Annotated in this window: 12 protein-coding genes and 1 pseudogene; 7 read left to right on the plus strand and 6 right to left on the minus strand. The window is 47.0% G+C overall.

The features are described from left to right. Positions 1-9 precede the first annotated feature (9 nt). From OEU88_RS03130 to OEU88_RS03140, 3 genes and pseudogenes are all read right to left on the minus strand, one after another. Positions 10-1,587: a tetratricopeptide repeat-containing sulfotransferase family protein gene (locus tag OEU88_RS03130; protein WP_262693641.1), complete on the minus strand. Its 1,578-nt coding sequence runs from the start codon at positions 1,585-1,587 to the stop codon at positions 10-12. 16 nt (positions 1,588-1,603) lie between these two features. After that, a pseudogene (locus OEU88_RS03135) lies at positions 1,604-1,849 on the minus strand (arginase family protein); the annotation flags it as partial. 110 nt (positions 1,850-1,959) lie between these two features. Next, the gene (locus tag OEU88_RS03140) at positions 1,960-4,284 is read right to left on the minus strand and encodes a TonB-dependent receptor (RefSeq protein ID WP_262693643.1); all 2,325 of its coding nucleotides are present in this window, start codon (positions 4,282-4,284) and stop codon (positions 1,960-1,962) included. 256 nt (positions 4,285-4,540) lie between these two features. Between OEU88_RS03140 and OEU88_RS03145 the strand changes: the two genes are divergently transcribed. Continuing rightward, entirely contained in the window at positions 4,541-5,671 is a 1,131-nt protein-coding gene (locus tag OEU88_RS03145) for an alpha-hydroxy acid oxidase (protein WP_262693644.1), read from the plus strand. Between the two features lie 12 nt (positions 5,672-5,683). Here the strand turns inward: OEU88_RS03145 and OEU88_RS03150 are convergent, their stop codons facing one another. Then, positions 5,684-7,810, minus strand: a complete 2,127-nt coding sequence (locus OEU88_RS03150; RefSeq protein WP_262693645.1) for a prolyl oligopeptidase family serine peptidase — start codon at positions 7,808-7,810, stop codon at positions 5,684-5,686. Positions 7,811-7,980: 170 nt separating this feature from the next. On the opposite strand from OEU88_RS03150, the gene OEU88_RS03155 reads away from it, so the two are divergent. After that, a complete protein-coding gene (locus OEU88_RS03155) occupies positions 7,981-9,540 on the plus strand; it encodes an amidase family protein (RefSeq protein WP_262693646.1) in 1,560 nt (519 codons plus the stop codon). 13 nt (positions 9,541-9,553) lie between these two features. On the opposite strand, the gene OEU88_RS03160 is transcribed toward OEU88_RS03155, so the two are convergent. Continuing rightward, positions 9,554-10,498: a hypothetical protein gene (locus OEU88_RS03160; protein WP_262693647.1), complete on the minus strand. Its 945-nt coding sequence runs from the start codon at positions 10,496-10,498 to the stop codon at positions 9,554-9,556. A 247-nt stretch (positions 10,499-10,745) separates the two neighbouring features. Here OEU88_RS03160 and OEU88_RS03165 point away from each other — a divergent pair, with 247 nt between their 5' ends. The 5 genes from OEU88_RS03165 (at position 10,746) to OEU88_RS03185 (ending at position 17,646) form a co-directional block, all read left to right on the plus strand. Continuing rightward, complete coding sequence (locus tag OEU88_RS03165) at positions 10,746-11,789, plus strand: sensor histidine kinase (protein WP_262694180.1); 1,044 nt, start codon at positions 10,746-10,748, stop codon at positions 11,787-11,789. A 19-nt stretch (positions 11,790-11,808) separates the two neighbouring features. Continuing rightward, positions 11,809-12,540, plus strand: a complete 732-nt coding sequence (locus OEU88_RS03170; protein ID WP_262693648.1) for a LytR/AlgR family response regulator transcription factor — start codon at positions 11,809-11,811, stop codon at positions 12,538-12,540. 96 nt (positions 12,541-12,636) lie between these two features. Beyond that, positions 12,637-13,395, plus strand: a complete 759-nt coding sequence (locus OEU88_RS03175; protein ID WP_262693649.1) for a hypothetical protein — start codon at positions 12,637-12,639, stop codon at positions 13,393-13,395. Between the two features lie 183 nt (positions 13,396-13,578). Next, positions 13,579-16,977, plus strand: coding sequence for an amidohydrolase family protein (locus OEU88_RS03180; protein WP_262693650.1), 3,399 nt, complete (start codon positions 13,579-13,581; stop codon positions 16,975-16,977). 63 nt (positions 16,978-17,040) lie between these two features. Further along, positions 17,041-17,646, plus strand: a complete 606-nt coding sequence (locus OEU88_RS03185) for a winged helix-turn-helix domain-containing protein (RefSeq protein WP_262693651.1) — start codon at positions 17,041-17,043, stop codon at positions 17,644-17,646. A gap of 9 nt (positions 17,647-17,655) precedes the next feature. Here OEU88_RS03185 and OEU88_RS03190 read toward each other — a convergent pair whose 3' ends face one another. Then, on the minus strand, positions 17,656-19,350 hold the full coding sequence (locus OEU88_RS03190) for an AMP-binding protein (protein WP_262693652.1): 1,695 nt from the start codon (positions 19,348-19,350) through the stop codon (positions 17,656-17,658). Positions 19,351-19,436 lie beyond the last annotated feature (86 nt).

The following is a 19,436-nucleotide window of genomic DNA, read 5'->3' on the forward strand; positions in this document are numbered from 1 at the left end:
AGGCATCGTTTATAAGGGTAATCCAGCTGCTTTTATGATTTTGGTCATGGGTTGCAACTCGCTTTCATAATGCCTCCAGCGCCCAACTGAACGCGTGTGTGCAGGCTCGCGCACCTGAACAGCACTGGCGGTTGATACAGCACTTTTTTGCTGATGGAAATTCAAGCAATCATCTTGCCATGGCAGGTCTAAAAAACTGATCAGGCGGCGCGCGGTGTCTTCCAGGTTTTGTACGGTTTCTTCATACGAGATGTTAATCATTTGCTCGCCGAGCACATCCTGCCACTGGTCCATGATGCGTCTGTATCGTACATGGTGGCGCGCCATTTCTTCCAGATTGTAGGAATGTGGGTAGGCATCAGCAAACAGTTGCTTGAAGCTGGCAAAGCAACTGTCCATTGGCCCGCGCATAACGTGGATAAATTTTGCTTGCGGCAGGGCACGTGCAATTAACGGTGCGTACAGGTAATTTGCAGGCATCTTATCTACAAAGTGTGCGGCTTTTTGGGCATGATTACGCGTGCCTGTTACATAGGCGCTGCCAAGTTTGCCGGGGTCTATTGACACGGCACTTTCCATCAAGGCAGCTGTATTGCGAGCAGGTGTTGCGATGTTCGAAATTCTGCGTATAGCAAGGTAGAACTGCTGTAGTTCACCGGCTGACGCCACATCGGAGTGGCTGGTGATAATACGTTCTATCAATGTTGTGCCGGTGCGCGGTTGCCCGATAATGAAGATGGGAGCACTGCTTTTAATGTCACTGTCGTTGCTTTGCATCCATTCCTGTGTACATTTTTTGGCAAGTACGCCGAATATGCGTTCTTCTTCGGCTTCATCGTAGTTAATCGTTTTTCTCTTGGCAGCAGCGCCTCTATTGAACGCATCAAAAGCACGTGGCCAATCCTCAATGTCTTCATATTCCTTGCCAGCACCATAATACAGAAATGCGGCTGCGTGCGGCTGCTTTGCTTGCTGGGCTGCAATGTTGCTCATTGTGTTTGCATGGTCACTGTTTGTGGCTTTGGACAGGCCTGCGCGTATCCAGTGTGCCTGCGGATTGGATGGATGGTCTTCCAGTACCGCCTCGATTGTGTTCATGGCATCATGTGTGTGGCCCAGAAAGCTTTCCGCGTTTGCACGGTTAACACCGTATGTGGATGATTTTGGTTCTGCCATGTGTGCCTTCAAGAACCAGCTATGTGCTTTTTCATGTTCACCCAACAAGGTCCATACCGAGCCAATAACATTCTGGATTAAGGGTCGGTCCGTTGAAAACTTCTCAGCATTTTTGAGCGCATCATCCGCACGCACGGTATAGCCGAGCTCGCTAAAAACCTTTGCCAAGTGCGCCCACGCGGCTGTATTTTTTGGATCCAACTGCGTCACAGTGTGAAATGCGCTTGCAGCCAATTTACGGTTCTTGGTTTCAATGGCTATCAGGCCAACAAGGAAATGCGCTTGCGGAATTTTGGCATTATTACCAAGTACTTTTTGGCAACAGCTTTCTGCGGTTTTCAAGTCACCAGATTGCAATGCCGCAAACCCGCGCTGTAACAATTCGGCGTTTTTTCTCTGGTCGTTTTGCATGAGGCCTTACCGTCGCTTATCCGTTCTTTTTGGCAGTAGCGATTAACGCCAGGCAATTGACAGCAATCGTTGCTGCGGCCAGTGCGGTGATGGCGCTGACGTCATGTGCCGGTGCAACTTCGACAACATCTGCAGATTTGATGTTTAAACTCTTCAGGCCGCGTAGTATCTGCTGTGCTTCCATTGAGGTCAGGCCGCCGACAACCGGCGTGCCTGTGCCGGGCGCAAAGGCAAGATCAATATCTGAAATGACTTCGGTTATCGATTTTCTCCCGAATTGGTCTTTTCGCACGGATAAAGCGCTGACTGCACCAGCCATATCAACTGGTGCATAATTGAGTTACGTAACAGCGCCTCTTGGTCTGCTTAGTCTTAACTGCCAAAGCTTCTAGAAAAGCGAACTCCGAATGTACGCGGCCTGCTTGGACCAAAGAAATGCGCCGGTATTACCGCATCATTGTTGTTACCTTGGTCGTAGTAAAGCTCGTTGGTCAGGTTTTCGACGTAAGCCGTCAGTGACCATGCATCTTCACGGTAACCTGCTCGGATAGTGGTGTCAGTGAAACTACCTACTCTTGATATAGCACTGTTTTCAATGCCGCCACCTTTGGAAGATTCGAAGAACATCTCAGCGGTTGCAAACAGCTCTCCCTCGCCCATCGGCACATGACCGTTTAAAACAACAGCACCAGACCAGCGCGGTGTACCGAGCGTGTTACCGTCACATGTTGGCAACGAGCATGCAGGCCCCGCATCGGTAATATCTGTTTCATTAAATGCAAGGCTTGCGAAGGCATCAAAATACTGGTTCAGGTTGCCGGTGATTGTACCTTCTGCACCGTAACCTTTCACATTACCCAGATTGAAGATCAGGCCGCCGCCATCTTGGAACACCAGCAATTGCAGGTCTTTATAATCGTAATAATAAAGGTTCAGGTCTGTTGAAATACGGCCATCCAAGAACCGGCCTTTGTGACCAGCCTCAAAGGACCATAGTTTTTCTGGATCAAAGTCATCAGGGACGGCGTCGCCGGGTTGTAGTTCGTCGCCAGCAGATATTGCAGGGCCACCCGGCACTGGTGAAAAACCAAACGTACCAAACCCGCCAGCCTTAAACCCGCGAGTCACGCTTGCATAATATGTATTGTCGTCGTCTGGTCGCCAGCGAGCTACAAACCGCGGTGTTAATGCATCGTATGAACGTGTGTCTGTGAGTGGTCCGTTTGTTGTTATACTATAGGTGAAAAATGGCCCAAGAGCGCTGGTTACAGGCAATACATTGTTGCTGAATGTTTTCTTGTCATCAGTATAACGCAGCCCGATACTGAAATCGAATGTGTCTGTGAACTGGTATGTCAGATCAACGTATGCTGCATAGCCCGTGTATTTGCCGTCCACATCGCCTTGCTCCAACAACCCTTCAGGTACGGCTGTGGCATAATATACATCTGCAAGACAGCTGCCGTTCAGGTTTTCGCCGTAGTATGCGAAGTAATAATAGGCACAGATAACTTCTTCATCACCTTGCGCAGAAAACAGGGCATCCAAATCTTCGTTATAATAGGAAGCACCAACATACCAGGATAGCGGGCCGTCATTTTGACTGACGAGTCGTAGTTCTTGCTCGAAATAGGTGCCTTTTTGATCCAGCCCAAAGTTGTTGATGCTGATAGGGAGGCCGTCAAAGTCTTCCCGGTAATTATATGTGTGTTCTTTATAGCCTGTTTGAGATGTAAGAACTGCAAAATCGAGATCATAGTCAACGCGTAGTGTAACGCTGCCGACTTCACCTTCATCGATACTGCCAAATGAATTATCCTGATTAACATCTCGGCCGTCTTCCGGCAGATTAAACGGACCAAATAGTTCTTCAAGCGCGTCAAAATTATCGCCGAGGCCCGTAGCGCGGTAAACAGAACCTGATTGCTCGCGGTCTTCATATTCCGCGGTTAGCTGTATGCTTAATGGGCCGTTTTGATAATCGGCAGAGCCGCGCACAGCCCATTTGTCATGGGCAATCAAACGGTCACCGTTCGGGTCGAAGGCATTGTCAACATAACCATCTTCTGTTGAGTAGTAGCCAGCAAACCGCAAGGCAAAGTTTTCATTTACAGGTAGGTTGATTGCACCTTCGCCGACGAAGTGGCCACGCTCTCCAACGTCAAGATCGATAAATCCAGATGTGCTGTCAAACTTAGGTCGTGCAGTGTGTGTGCTAATGGCACCTGATATGGCGTTGCGACCAAAGAGGAAATTTTGCGGGCCGCGCAAGACCTCTGCACGCTCTATATCAAACAAACTGGATACCACTGCACCATTGCGGCCTTGATAAAAGCCGTTTTTAAAGAAGCCAACAGAAGGATCGCCGCCAACGCCGAAATCCTGTGTGCGAATACCGCGAATAGCAACGGCATCAATGAAGCTGTCTTTCGAGTTGCCGGTTATGCCGGGTGAGTATGTGATCAGGTCTTTTACATCATCAAGATTGCGGTCACGTGTGAAGTCGCCGGAAAAGGCAAGAATGGCCAAAGGCACTTCCGTAATTGCTTCAGTCCGCTTTGTAGCTGTTACAAGAATTTCCTCAACTGCAAGATTATCGCTTTGTCCGTAAGCCTGTGCTGAGGCAAGCGTGATTGCTGTTGTTGACAGCAAACGGACAATGGTTTTCTTGTTAATCACATGAAACTGGCTGTTCATTAGATTTTTCCCCGAAAGTTATCTTTATGGTTCACTTTGGGCTCTTCTTCGCAATATAAGAAAAGCCTGCCCCCAATATTTTGTTATTTTACAAAACAATATAGCGCATAACTTAAAAAGTATAACGCTCTTCCTTGAGGGATTTTGGCTGTTATTTTGCCGCGAGTAAACACATACTTCTGATTATTTGCTAACTTTGATAGTGTGCTCGGTATTTTCACATATGATGTGTGCAAAATGGGGAGCTAACGTCAGTATGAGATTATCAAAATGTCATAACATAAGTGACTTACGCACGTTGGCGCAGCGCCGCCTGCCAGCACCAATGTTTCACTATATTGACGGCGGTGCTGACGATGAATGGTCATTGCACAATAATACGGCGGCATTTGACAAATATGAGCTTATGCCAAACGTATTGGTCGATGTTGACAGGATTGATTTGAAAACCAAACTTCTGGGTACGGAAATAGCATTACCCTTTTTCCTGTCCCCAACAGGTATGTCACGCCTTTTCCATCACGACAAAGAATTGGCGGTGGCTCGGGCAGCGGACAAGTTTGGTACTGCTTATGCCCTCTCAACACTTGGAACGACGCGCCTTGAAGATATAGCTGATGCCATTGATGTGCCGAAGATATTCCAGCTGTACATTATGAAAGACCGCGGACTAACGCGGGAATTTGTTGCGCGCTGTAAAGCGGCCGGATACACAGCGCTTTGTTTGACTGCTGATACACCCGTTGCAGGGAACCGCGAGCGCGACTTGCGTACGGGCATGACAATGCCACCCAAGTTTGGCCTTAAGGGTTTGTTGAATTTTGCCATGCACCCGCACTGGTCGCTCAGCTACCTGCGGCACCCTAACTTTGATCTGGCGAACGTTGCGCACCGCACAGACGCACTGTCTGGCGGATCAATGGGGTTGATCGACTATGTTAACAGCCAGTTTGACCGAACGGTTTCATGGAAAGATGTGGAATGGCTTGTTGGTGAATGGGGTGGGCCATTTATAATCAAGGGACTGCAATCTGTTCCTGATGCTTTGAAAGCACGCGATGTAGGTGCCACCGCATTGATGATATCGAACCATGGTGGCCGCCAACTTGAAAGCGCCCCAGCCCCTATTGATTGTGTGAAAGATATTCGCGCCGCTGTTGGAAATGACCTGGAGCTTATTGTAGACGGAGGTATCAGGCGCGGTAATCATATTGTAAAAGCTTTGAATGCAGGTGCCGATGCATGCTCCATTGGGCGGGCTTATTTATACGGCCTTGCAGCAGGCGGGCAGGCTGGTGTTGAGCGTGCGTTAACGATTTTGAAAACAGAAACCGAGCGTACAATGGCATTAATGGGATGCCCGTCTATTAATGACATTAAAGGCTGAAGGGCAGCTTCCTTATTGCGCCAATCTTTCATGAAGATATGTATACTCGATTGCTCTAGCGGTGGAGCGAAGGTGGTAATCACCAGGCGCAGGCCCGCCTGCCAATTCCCAGTAATGGCCGCCCTGCTTATCTTCGAAATAGAGTGTATCATGGCCTAGTGTTTTTAATTTGGCATGGAAGCGTCTTGCATGACCAGGCAGCACACGATCATCATCAACAGATGTGATAATCAGGGGTGTCGGGTAAACGGCATTGCGTTTCAGCCGTTGTAGCGGCGAGTAGCCTGCAATGTAATCACGAATATCACTGCTATCGCGAGGGTCGCCGTATTCAGCGGCCCATGTCGAACCGGGTCCAAGCTTGTGATACGTCAGCATATCGATAAGCGGGCCGCCAACAACAACGGCGTTCATGAGTTCAGGGCGCTGTGTCATTAGGGCGGCGACCATCAAGCCACCATTTGAGCGTCCCATGATGCCGGTATGTTTGGGAGCAGTAATGCCACGCTTATGTAAATCCTCTAATATAGCGGCCATATCATCGTAGGGCTGCTGGCGATTTTTAAGCATGGCTGTTTGGTGCCATGCTGGCCCTCGTTCACCACCACCACGCAGATAGGCGTGGACGTAAACACCACCTTTTTCCAGCCACAGCTTGCCAAAAATAGCCTCATAGCGCGGTGTAACGGCAACATCAAAACCGCCGTAGCCATAAACAAGTGTTGGGTTTTTACCGTTATACTCCATGTTTTTGCGGTGCATGATCGTGTATGATAGCAGTGTGCCGTCTTCGCTGGTGGTGTGTAATATTTTTGTGGTTAGGTTATCCGTTTTAAATGCGGGTTGAGAGCGGTACAGAATTTTTTCTGTGCCGTTTTCGGGATCAAAAAGAGATAAACGAGGCGGGGACAGTGGCGCTTCAATTTTGAGCGCTAATTGCCCTGCTTCGGTACCTTGAAGTGTAATAAAATGATCTGCCGGTAATGGTAAAGTTTCCGCATGAATACCTGATTCTATTTCATTAACAGCAATGATGCGGCTGCGATATGCACGTAACAGTTCGATATAAAGCGTATCCCCTATACTGGCGGTGGACCTGATCGCTTCGCCGGATTTGGGAATATAAAGCGCTTTTACATCGGCAATGTTTTGACTTTGCATCAAGGCCACTAGTGAAACGGAAACAAGCGCCCCGCTGGGCAGGAGTTCTGTTGTGCCAGGTGGCAGCCAATCCTGATTAAGTCTTATGAGTAACCCGCCTTTGAAGGCACCAATGACTTGTGCTTTGCGCGGCAGTGGTATAGGCGCTTGTGCGCCATCAAGGCCAATGTATGTATATTCGGTATCAAAGAAACTAGGGCGCGTTGCAACAACAAAACCATCGACGCCGCCAGCGCGTACCAGCATAGGAAACTGAAAAGCATCTTGTGCGTCAATTTCAAATAACGTGACAGCACTAGACAGGCTTGTGCCGCGGCGCCATAGGCGCAGTGTTGCAGGCAACCCTGCCTCATTGGCTCGTCCACCTTCAAGTGTGCTGCCAACAAGTAAGGTGTCCGTATCGTACCAAGTGACTGATGATTTATCTTCTCTCAGCATGAAGCCGTTTTCAACGAAACGCATACTTGAAAGGTCAAATTCCCGAACCTCATGTGCGTCTTTCCCGTTATCAGATATCGAAACAAGACAGCGATTATCATTACAGTTTGCGCCTGCAAATATCCATTTACGATCTTCTTCCTGAGCTAGGGCATCAAAGTCCAGCAGGGTTTCCCAGCGTGGTTGGCCTGCATAATACTGTACGCGTGATGTGCGCTGCCACAATCCTAACGGATGATCTGTTCCTTGATAGTAATTGAAAACATTGTTGCCTGAGAAGCGTACATTGGGAAGCCTGCCAGGCCTTGTTAGAACGGCTTCTGCCTCGAGCTGGTACACCTCGAAAAGCTGGTTTTGCTGCAATGCACGCCGGGTCTTATTAGTCTCGGCTTCTGCCCAAAAAAGAGCGCGAGCCCCATAGCTTTCGTCGAGCCATGCATTTTCCCATGAATTATCTTGTGCATATGAAGACATGCCGAATAGGCCGTATATGGCCGTTATAGATACCAAGAAAAAATATTGTGTGGCGCGCAATGTCATAGACTCAACCTCGTATCCCAACCTTATCTTTTTATGTTAACTTGTTATACGCTTGGTGAACATAGCATTTACATTGATGCTTTTATGTAGCGGTTTTCTCAACTACGTGAATTGGCACATATAGTTTTATACGATAGAGTTTCGGTAGTAGGCTATTAAGGGGAATGTCGATGGTTTGGTCACGCGTGATTATGGGTGTTAGTCTTTGTTTGGGGGTTGCTGCGTGTGAAGAAGTGGCGCCAGCACCATTTTCGTTTGTTGAGGCAACAATTGCTGATGTTCACCAAGCGATTACTTCGGGTCAGATGACTTGTGAGCAGGTTGTTTCAGGGTATGTAGCACGTATCGAGGCGCACGATAAATCAAGCGGTTTAAATGCAATTACTAACATTAATGCCTATGCAATAAATCGTGCACGTGAAACAGATACTTCTCTCAGAAACGGTGAGCAACAAGGGCCGCTTTTTTGTGTACCAATTCTAGTCAAAGATAACTTTGATACGCATGACATGCCGACAACAGGTGGCTCAATTGCGCTTAAGGACAGTTACCCACCGGATGATGCTTTTATGGTGCGCAAACTGCGCGCAGCAGGCGCTATTATCGTCGCGAAAACCAATATGGCGGAATGGGCCTTTAGTCCGCGCCAAACAGTTAGTTCCTCCAATGGCACAACAGCGAATGCTTATAATTTGGACCGTGTGCCAGCGGGCTCAAGCGGTGGCACGGCGTCAGGCATTGCGGCGAGCTTTGCTGTTGCGGGTATGGGTACAGATACGGGTAATTCAATCCGCGGTCCTTCATCGCATCTGGCTTTGTTTGGCATTCGTTCAACGATTGGCCTGACCAGCCGTGACGGCGTTATCCCATTATCATTTGATTGGGATATTGCAGGACCGATGACCCGCACGGTCACCGACGGTGCCAAGTTATTTAATGTTGTCGCAGGGTATGATCCTGCTGACCCATTTACCGAACTTGGTAAGGGTAAACGCGAAGCAGACTATACAGCGTTTCTGGATAAAGATGGCCTAAAGGGAGTGCGTCTCGGTGTCTTGCGTGCGCTTGTAGACACCGATGATGCAGATCCTCAAGTGATTGCTCTTTTTGAAAAGTCACTAGATGACTTGCGCGCCGCTGGCGCTGTCATTGTTGACCCGTTTACTGTCGATAATTTTAACGCCCACCTGAACGCAGATGTTTTCTGCGTACGGTTTCGTTATGACATGGGACAATACCTGAAATCACTCGGTGAAAATGCACCTATTAAAGATGTGATGGAAGCTTATGAAGCTGGTCAGTATTCTGACTATATAAAAGATGGCTTTGAATTTTTTGGCAGCAAGCCAATGAATGTGCATCCAGAACAAGGTGATCCACCGTGCCTGGATTATCCTAAGCATCCGGCTCGTAAGGCTTTTAAAGACGATATTTTAAAAGCAATGAATGACAATAATGTTGATGCTGTGCTGTATCCGTCCTGGACTAACCCGCCAGCTTTCATTGATAAAGCGGATGAAGGTTACAAAGGCGATAATAGCCAGCTTGTTTCACCGCCGTCTGGTTTGCCTGCCGTAACGGTGCCAATGGGTTACAGTTACGGGAACTTGCCCGCAGGTCTGCAAATACTAGGGGCACCATACGGTGAAGGAAACCTTATAAAATATGCCTATGCTTATGAGCAGAAAACCAAACACCGCAAACCACCTGAGCAGTTTGCTGTTGAGTGATAATGCGTAATACCTAATTGCGCCTAGCTAGCCAAGCATCAAGGTCATGTATCATGCTGCGTAACTGTTGCAGCCTGACTTCATGCACACTTTTCTCTGAGCTAACGCCCTCGGAAATCCAATACCAGGTCGGCGCTTGCTTTCGTATCGCGAGATCTTCTTCAAATGATGGTGTTTTAGCGGTCCACTCATTCTCCAGCGATTTCAGGTCAGCCAGTTTTTGCTCAATCAGAGAATAGATCTCGTTTGATCTTCCCGATTTCTGTATCTGCTCAGTGACAGTAACTGGTAGAAGAAAAGAGGGGTAGGGCGCGTTTGTAGGCATTCGTTTTAACTCTTCAAGAAGAAGGTTAACCGCCTGATCTGCGTCCCCGTTTTCAAAATAGTTTGAGATATAAACCGCTAGCTGTTTGGAGCGCCCATTAATCTCGATACTACTGGGTGCATATTTGGCGATATACTCATCAAGCATTTCACGTGTTTCTTCAGGTCTGTCATAGGCTCGGCGACGAATTTGCATGACACGTTGCCACGATATGCGGCCAATAACATCTTCTCGCTCCATCAGGTCTTCAAGGTGAGCCTCAGAGTCGACAGCCATTAATGACAAAAACAATAGGTTGCCCAGTGCAAATTGATCTACAGGGTTTTCGGGCATTGTGTTGATGTCAGGTGCAACAAAAGGCATATATTTTTGCATGATCGCACGTTGATTACGTGTGTAAAGTGACTGCTTTTCCATAAGTTCGGTCATGGCAAGCGCGAGCACATCATTCGGGCTGATAACACCGGCATAGGAGCCAACTGGAGGTGGTGTGCTGTCTTCTTGTGCGGATGCATGTGATGTTAGAGTTGACGCTGTAATTAGAATAGTCAGAAAAAATGGGATGGTAGCAAGCCGCGACATAACGTTAACTGTTGCTTGTCGTGAGGGTTTTGTATCAGAGGTCATTCTCATTTCAATTCACCTTATTATTGACGGTAAATCAATGTATGCGGTGAATACACAGAAACCCATTTCGGCTTCTCTAGATGGTCCGAGTAGTGTGTTGAGCGGTCAAATATGTTTTGGCGGTGGGGTGGCACATATAAATTTACCGTTGGTACTGCTGCACAGACCGGTTAGCCGCATTGTTGTTGAGAGCCTGAAGTAAACACTGTTGTTTGATGTTGGTGTATTTAACAGGAAAGAAGTGACAGCTGTGATGAGGTTTCCTCGATATGAACGTAGCTTTTGGTTTAGTTATTCGCTGGCGTGGCTGACATTTGCGTCCGGGTATGCGGCGCTTCATTTGTTGTCGGAAAATCCGTCCGTGGTGAAGGCAATTAGCATATCTTTGCGAAATATTGTTCCTGCCGCGCTGCTTGGTATTGCGGTAATATTCTATAATAACCGGGTAATGCAACGGTTTGAAAATCGGTGGGTGCAGCTGGCTATTCAGGCGGTATCTGCATTTTGTTATGCCGGGTTTTGGGTGTTGCTGGTTTGGCTTATGGGGCTATCGAGGATGAGTTTGCTAAAAGGCACCTTCTTTTTCTTTTTGCCGCCCATCGAAGCTGTTCACTGGCATATGTTGGCGGGTGTTTTGATTTACTCAACTATATCCGGTGTGCAGTATGCCATCGCTGAATCACAGACAAAGTGGGCGATGTTGAAAAATGCAGAAGTACAACTCGCGCTGGCGAAATTTGACCCGCATTTCCTTTTCAACACACTTAATGGCATACGCCATCTAATCAGAAAAGATTCTGCCGCTGCAGAGAGCGCTCATGTCAAGTTGGCTGAACTGTTACGTGCGTCTTTAGTCGCCGTTCAAACAGGTGAAGATGCTGTTAGTTTGGCGTATGAAATGGAACTCAGTAATTTATATCTTGAGCTGCAGCAGCTACGTTTTAGGGACCGCCTTTCCATTGTCAGAAACATTGATAAAAGTGCATTGGATGTGATGGTGCCACCATTGATTTTGCAGCCGCTTCTGGAGAATGCCATACGATACGGCGTTGAAGGTAGTAGCCAAAATAGCACCCTTCATTTGGATGTGATGGATGACCTGAAGCACGCCACAATCCAAGTGCGTAACACGATCACTTCTCAAAAAGACGATGAATTTGATGAACGTGAAGGTATGGGGCTATCTATTGTAAAAACACGACTTAAAGGTTTTGCTAGTGACGCACATATGAAGGCACGTACGTCAGATGATGGCAAATGTTTTACTGCTATAATAACCGTGCCGCACGAATGTTAAGAATGATGAAAGCATCGCCATGAAATGCGTCATTGTTGAAGATGAAACATTGTCTGCTGAAAGCCTCTCTTTTCTGATCGAGCAAACCAGTCTTGATTTGGTTGGCCTGGCGACAAACGGCTCAGATGCTATTGAAATGATAGACACGCTCAAGCCTGATGTGGCGTTTCTGGATATAAAAATACCAGGTATTTCAGGTTTGAAGGTGGCGGCTTTAACTATGCATAAGCCTCATATTATTTTCACAACTGCATATGCACAGCATGCCATTACAGCATTTGAACTGGGTGTCGTAGATTACTTGTTGAAACCATATGACAGTGATCGTTTTGATCTGGCGATTGAGCGAGCGCAGGCTATCGTTCAAGCTTCTCAGATTCCAACTGAAGCAAGTCGTCTAATGGAGGTAAGCGATACCAATGCACCGCTCAGCCGTGTGTATGTTCGTCAAGGTGTCAATGTATTTAGTGTGCATTTGGATGAGGTGGAGCGGATTACTGTAGCCGGAGGGTATTGTGCTCTTATTCGTGGCGACAATGAATATTTGATTGGAATTAGTTTAACAGAATTAGAGAAGAAGCTGGATTGTGAACAATTTATTCGTCTCAACAGAACCACTGTAATTAACTTACGATATGTTGAAAGTTTGATGCCTCACCCTGATCGCCGATTCAGGGTGTATTGTCGTAATGGTGATGTCTTGATTGCCAGCCGAAGTGTTTCGAAAAACTTAAGAAGTAAAATACTATAAGGAATATTATACTTATTGTTACTGGGTGTTATCTGTTTATAAACATTTATAGAACAAAGTAATATATTGCATGGGGGTGTGGAGGAGGATTGCTGCGTGAACCGTTGCATGGCGCGTTTAATTGGGTCTTTACTTTTATGTGTGTCAACTTCTGCCTGGGCATTACAGGTGCCAGATAGTGCAGATGCATCCCCTGATATTTCTATTGCCAGCATGGAAATCCCGCTTGCGTATGAAGAGAATGGTAACGGTGTTTACAACGATGTGCTCAAAAAATTAACAGAAGGGTACACTGGCAATATTAACACTTCTTTTTACCCGGCAGCACGGTTCGATCGCATTATGTCGGGCAGAAGTGCTGATTGTGCCTATATAGCTACGGATTCGCTGAGTGTGTGGGAATCTGAAGGCATTATGCCGGACGAGCTTGAGTTTATTGGTCCCGTTAATACACTTTATGTTGTTGTCTATATTCCTAGTGATGCGCCTGATGTCACAACACTGGAAGAAGTGAAGCGGCTTAATGTTGCGTCGGATGTTAATTTATTAGGTGTCATCCATTCGTTGGGAATTAAGGAAACGCTAGCACTCCAAAGTCAGGTGCAGATGCTTAATCTTTTAGCAGTTAAACGGATTAATGGCCTGATAGGTTATGACTTTGATCTGGATTTTCTATCCAGGGAATTAGGGCATTCTGATAAAATGAAAAAAGCTTCTGTAAGGCTAGATTCGTTAACTGATGGTGTTTTGTGCTTAAAAACTGAAAAAACAGCATCATTTCGAGCACACTTGCGTGCGCGGCTATCTGAGCTTGAAGACTCAGGTTGGTTGAAAAAGGCCTTTGCAGATTACTAAAAGCTTTCGCCTCAAAAGATGCTAACTTTTGGCCAGTTTATAATAACTTTAGATACAAATAATATGTCTTTAGTTTATTTTATATTCAAAAATTTATATTTATTTGAATAGGCGGCTATTGCTCGTTACCGTTATGTATTCCCGATTCGGGATTGGCCAACAACGACAGCGAGGGGGATCGTCATGTCATTAAAAACAAACAAAACGCTAACGGCGGCGTTATTTGCAACAAGTTTACTCTACACACCTGCAATTGCAGCAACCATCACTACACCAGTACCTGAGAAGTGGCATGAGCCACCCTATACACTGGAAAAAGATGGTGCAGCTGACGAAGGTGCTGGCGACAAAAAAGGGCTACCTTTAGCGCCGGAACGTACGGTCGAATTTGAAACTGATGAAGCGACCTGGATTTCATTAGATATCTCACCTGATGGCGCATCGATTATTTTCGAGCTTCTCGGTGATATATATACGATGCCAATGAGCGGCGGTGCAGCCACCGCAATTGTAACAGGCATGGGCTTTCAAAGTCAGCCGGCATACTCGCCAAATGGTGCACAGATCGCTTTTGTGTCTGATCAAGGTGGCTCCGAGAACCTATACATTGCAAATGTTGATGGCACGAAACCAAAGAAATTATCATCATCAAATTCTGGCGATTTCATGAGCCCGACATGGTCAGCTGATGGCAATTATGTATACGTTTCACAAGTTGGTAACGGTATCGGTGCTAACGAAATCTGGATGTACCACAAGCATGGCGGTAAGGGCATTCAGGTAACGAACTCCAAACCTGGTGGCCCTAACACACCGCGTAATCAACAGCCAAATGCACAAGGTGTGTCAGTATCAAAAGATGGTCGCTATCTATATTATGCAACGAAACTTGGCGGTTTTTCATACAATATGACGAGCTTCCCGTGGCGTGTCGTGCGCCGTGACCTGCAAGAAGGCACAACAGATACGATTGCAACAGCATATGGCGGCGCTATCCGCCCTGTTGTATCTCCTGATGGTAATTCACTGGTTTATGGTACGCGCTATGAAGCTAAAACCGGCTTGCGCTTGCGTGATCTGACAACAGGTGAAGATCGCTGGCTTGCATATCCTGTTACACGTGATGATCAGGAATCGCGTGCAACAAGGGACTTGTTGCCAGGTTACAGTTTTACGCCTGATAGTAGTACTATTGTTATCAATAATGATGGCAAGATCGAACGGATTGCTATTGAAGATGGTGCGCGCTCGGTTATTCCTTTCACAGCAAAGGTTAAACTGGATATTGGCCCTAACCTAGTGCAGCAGGAAAAAGACCCGGAAGGACCGGTTGTTGCGCGTTTGGCGCAAACACCATCTTTGTCACCGAACAATGACACAGTTGTTTTCTCGACGCTGGGTGAACTATACTCCATGCCTCTTGAAGACGGTGCGGCCCCTTCAAAAATTAATCGTGCGGGTGAAAATGTTTTCCAGCCTAGCTGGTCACGCGATGGTCGTTATCTGACATATATCAGTTGGGATCCAAATGGTGGCCATGTATGGCGTATGCGTGCAAACGGTCGTGGCCGACCAGAGCAAGTTACCAGCACTGCCAATTATTACAGTGACCCACACTTCACGCCAGATGGTTCAGAGATTGTTGCCATTCGTACTTCAAATCATGAATTTAACATGGCAGGTGGCGGTGCACAGCGTGACTTGGTCGCGATCAATGTCGATAGCGGCGATGTACGTGTGATTATGTCTGGCACAGGTTTCAACAGTATTCACTTCGGTGATGCGCCAAACCGGGTATATTTATACAGTGGTGGTGGTTTTGGTGGTGCATCTGATGCTCTGTTTTCTGTCCGTCTGGATGGTACAGATCGCCGTGAACATTTGCGTGTGACGGGTAAGGGGTTGTATTTTGCAGCAAAACCTGTTGGCGCTCGTGATATGCGCCTTAGCCCAAATGGTCAGTATGCGTTAGCACGTTCTCAGGAACAGCTTCAATTGGTGACAGTGCCGCAAACAGGTAAGAAAGCAGCAACAGTGAATGTTGCCGCACCGTCTGTGCCACTTAAAACAATCTCGGATTACGGGGTTGATCACTTTGAGTGGTCTAATGACGGCGAAACTATTATGTGGGCTGTGGGCAGCACCATTTATACGCAGAATCTGTCTGATGTGGAATGGGTTAAACCAGAGCCTGAAGAAACTGACGATAAGCAAGACGGCGAAGCTGAAGAGAGTGCGGAAGATACCGCAGTTGAAAGCGTAGCAACGTCAGAGGCTGAAGCTGAAGAAGAAAAAGCTTACACAGCGTATACCGCACGTGTTGAAGTGCCGCGTGACAACCCTGAAGGAACGATTGTTCTGCGCGGTGCTACTGTACTGACAATGGGCGACGCCGGTGTCATTGAAAATGCTGATGTTGTTGTTGAAAACGGTAAGTTTATCGCTGTTGGTGCTCCAGGTAGTGTTGATATCCCGCGCGGTGCTGAAGTGCGCGATATGTCTGGTAAGTTCATTACACCTGGTTTTGTTGATAGCCACGGACATTGGCGTAACTGGAGCCGTAATCAGGTTATCGAACAAAACTTCTGGCCGTTTTTGGCAAATGTTGCATACGGTGTAACCTCCGGACTTGATGTGCAGACATCCACGACTGATATTTTTGCTTATCAGGATATGGTTGAAGCTGGTCGCATGATTGGTATGAGGGCATGGTCAACAGGGCCGGGTGTGTTCTCGGATACTGCGATCCAATCCAAGGAGCAAGCGGTTAAAGTTCTCACGCGCTATAAGAACCATTACCGTACGAAAAATATCAAGGCATATATTACGGGTAATCGTAAGCAGCGTCAGTATGTGATAGAGGCATCCAAGGAAGTTGGTATCATGCCAACAACTGAGGGTAGTCTGGATACCAAACTTGACCTGACGCATATGATTGATGGCTTTGCCGGTACAGAACATAATATGCCTGTCTTCCCAGTTTATAAAGATGTGCAACAGCTTGCTGCTCAAACAGGTATCGGTTACACGCCAACACTTTTGGTGACATATGGTGGTCCATGGGCTGAGAATTACTTCTTCACTAAGATGAACCCTCATAACGATGAGAAGGTGAATCGTTTCATGCCGCATAATGTCATTGCTCAACGCACAAATCGTGCAGCGTGGTTCCGTGATGAAGAGTATGCTTTCAAAGGGTTTGCTGATGCGGCCATCGATATCCAGCGTGCTGGCGGCAAGGTCGGTGTTGGTAGTCACGGTCAATTCCAAGGCCTTGGTTATCACTGGGAGCTGTGGTTGTTGGGCTCAGGCAAGGCAACGCCGATGGAGGCATTAAAGGCTGCTACCATAGATGGTGCACATATCATCGGTCATGAGAATGAAGTTGGTTCTATTGAAGCCGGTAAGTTCGCAGACCTTGTTGTTCTTAACAGTGACCCTCGTGCGGATCTTCAGAATACAACGGATATTCACCGTGTGATGGCGAATGGCCGTTTGTACAACGATGATACGCTTGAAGAAGTATGGCCGCGCCAACGTGAACTGCCGAAACTATGGTTCCACGACAACGGACCAAAGTAAGTACCGTAAGCAATAAAACAGGAAGAACCTATTTGGGTTCTTCCTTTATTCAAGGGTGCAATAATGCCTCAAATCAATCCAGACAATGTGCAGGATGAGAGTGTTTACTGGATCAAGCATCCAGATCAATTTGAATGTTTGATGTCTGCGCGCCGGATGGAAATTGTTGATCAGTTAGCGCAAATTGGTGTGTGCTCTGTAGCGGAGATTGCTAACACTCTTGGTGTTAAAGTGTCATCGCTATATCATCACATTGAGCTACTTTTGTCGGTTGGCTTGATCGAATGTGTGGGTAAACGCGGTGTTGGGCGCTGCGAGGAAAAGCTATACCGCACACCTGGTGCTGTGATGCGGTACGGCATTACACTTGGCGATTCTAGCTCATTCGATATTTATCGTCGATTGAGTGAATACCAGGCCCGTCAAGCGACCCGCGACTTTACCCGTGGTCTTCGGTCTAAGCATCTTGTTGATGCAGGATCACAGAAAAATATATGGATATTTCGCCTTGTTGGTGCCCCAGATGCTGACACCTTGGCAAAGATTAACCAGCACATTGAAGCAATAGCTGAGTTGTTTTGGAGTTCTGCCGGACAAGACAACCCATTGGTTGTTATGTCAGCAATTGTTGCTCCTGTGCCGCGTGCTGGTGAAGAAACACAATCGTGAATTCGACCGTCAGGCTGTTCCCACCTCAGAAATAGACAGCTCTTCGCGCATCGTTTCTCGCATGACAAACTTCTGAATTTTCCCCGTAACAGTCATGGGATATGTATCAACAAATTTAATATGGCGCGGCACTTTATAGTGGGCGATTTTGCCATTACAAAATGCGGTTACATCGTTTGCACTCAAAGACTTTTCGCCTGCTCGCAATATGATCCATGCGCAAACCTCTTCACCGAACTTATCGTCCGGAATACCGAAAACCTGTACATCCTGCACTGCTGGATGTGTATAGAGAAACTCTTCAATTTCACGCGGGTATATATTTTCGCCGCCGCGAATAATCATGTCTTTCAGTCGACCTGTAATGTTGGCGTATCCATCATCGTCCATAACAGCCAAATCGCCGGTGTGCATCCAGCCTGATGTGTCTATGGCCTCGTTAGTGCGATCAGTATCATTCCAGTATCCCAGCATTACGCTGTAGCCTCGCGTACATAGCTCGCCTTGCATGCCGCGATTTACAGTGCATCCTTGTTTGTCAACAATTTTAACTTCAACAAACGGATGAATTTGCCCAACAGTGCTGACACGTTTGCCGATTGGATCATCTTTTTTGCTTTGAAAGCTTACTGGTGCTGTCTCTGTCATGCCGTAAGCGATAGTTACCTCGCTCATGTGCATCTCGGTAATGACGCGTTTCATCACTTCAATCGGACAGGGTGACCCTGCCATTGCACCTGTGCGCAGGCTTGATAGATCAAATTCTTTAAACTGTGGGTGTTCGAGTTCGGCAATAAACATCGTGGGTACACCGTATAGTGCAGAGCATTGTTCTGCCTGAATGGCTTCAAGTACTGAAACTGGTTCAAATGCTTCGCCAGGAAAAACCATGCAAGCACCGTGTGTTACACAACCTAGAACACCCATAACCATACCAAAGCAATGATACAGCGGCACGGGTATGCAAAGTTTATCGTTGTGCGTAAAACTTTGGCGTTTAGCCACAAAGTAACCGTTGTTGAGAATACTGTGGTGGGACAGAGTTGCTCCTTTTGGAAAACCCGTTGTGCCAGAGGTGAACTGAATATTGATCGCGTCATCGGGCTGTAAAATAGTGGACAATTCAGATAGTTTGCGCTGTGCTGCAGGTGAAGGGTTTTCTGAAAGTGCGGCAAACTTTATAAAGCCAGCAGGTGGGTTATCACTGAGCGATATTGCGTGCTTCAGGTCCGGCAATTGTTTTGCGTGCCATTTTCCGGCTGGAGCAATTTCTATCTCTGGTGCTAGTTGTGTCAGCATGCCTGTGTAGTCAGAGCTTTTGAATTCACTTGCAAGTATCAGCGCCTTACACCCTACTTTGTTGAGTGCATATTCCAGTTCGGATAATCGGTAAGCAGGGTTGATGTTAACTAAAACAAGGCCAGCTTTTGCTGTCGCGAATTGTGTTAAAACCCATTCAGCACAGTTCGGTGCCCACAAACCAACACGGTCACCGGGGATTAACCCAAGATCAATGAGGCCTGCGGCCAATGTATCAGCTCTTTCGCGCAATTCATGATATGTCCAGCGTATATTCTGGTGCCTAACAATCAGGGCTTCACGGTCACCATGCTGGTCTGCTGTGGTATCAAGTGCATTGCCAATTGTTTGGTACAGAAGCGGTGTATCGCTTGTTCCTGCAACATAGCTGGGCATTGGTGTCATCTAGGGTGTCTCCTACCTGTCTATGACAAAAGAATAGGAGCGATATGGGCTTGCGTCGAACAGAAAATGTTTGCTTGCTTGAATAT

The sequence above is a fragment of the Kordiimonas aquimaris genome, from assembly GCF_025574485.1.
GTDB lineage: Bacteria > Pseudomonadota > Alphaproteobacteria > Sphingomonadales > Kordiimonadaceae > Kordiimonas > Kordiimonas aquimaris.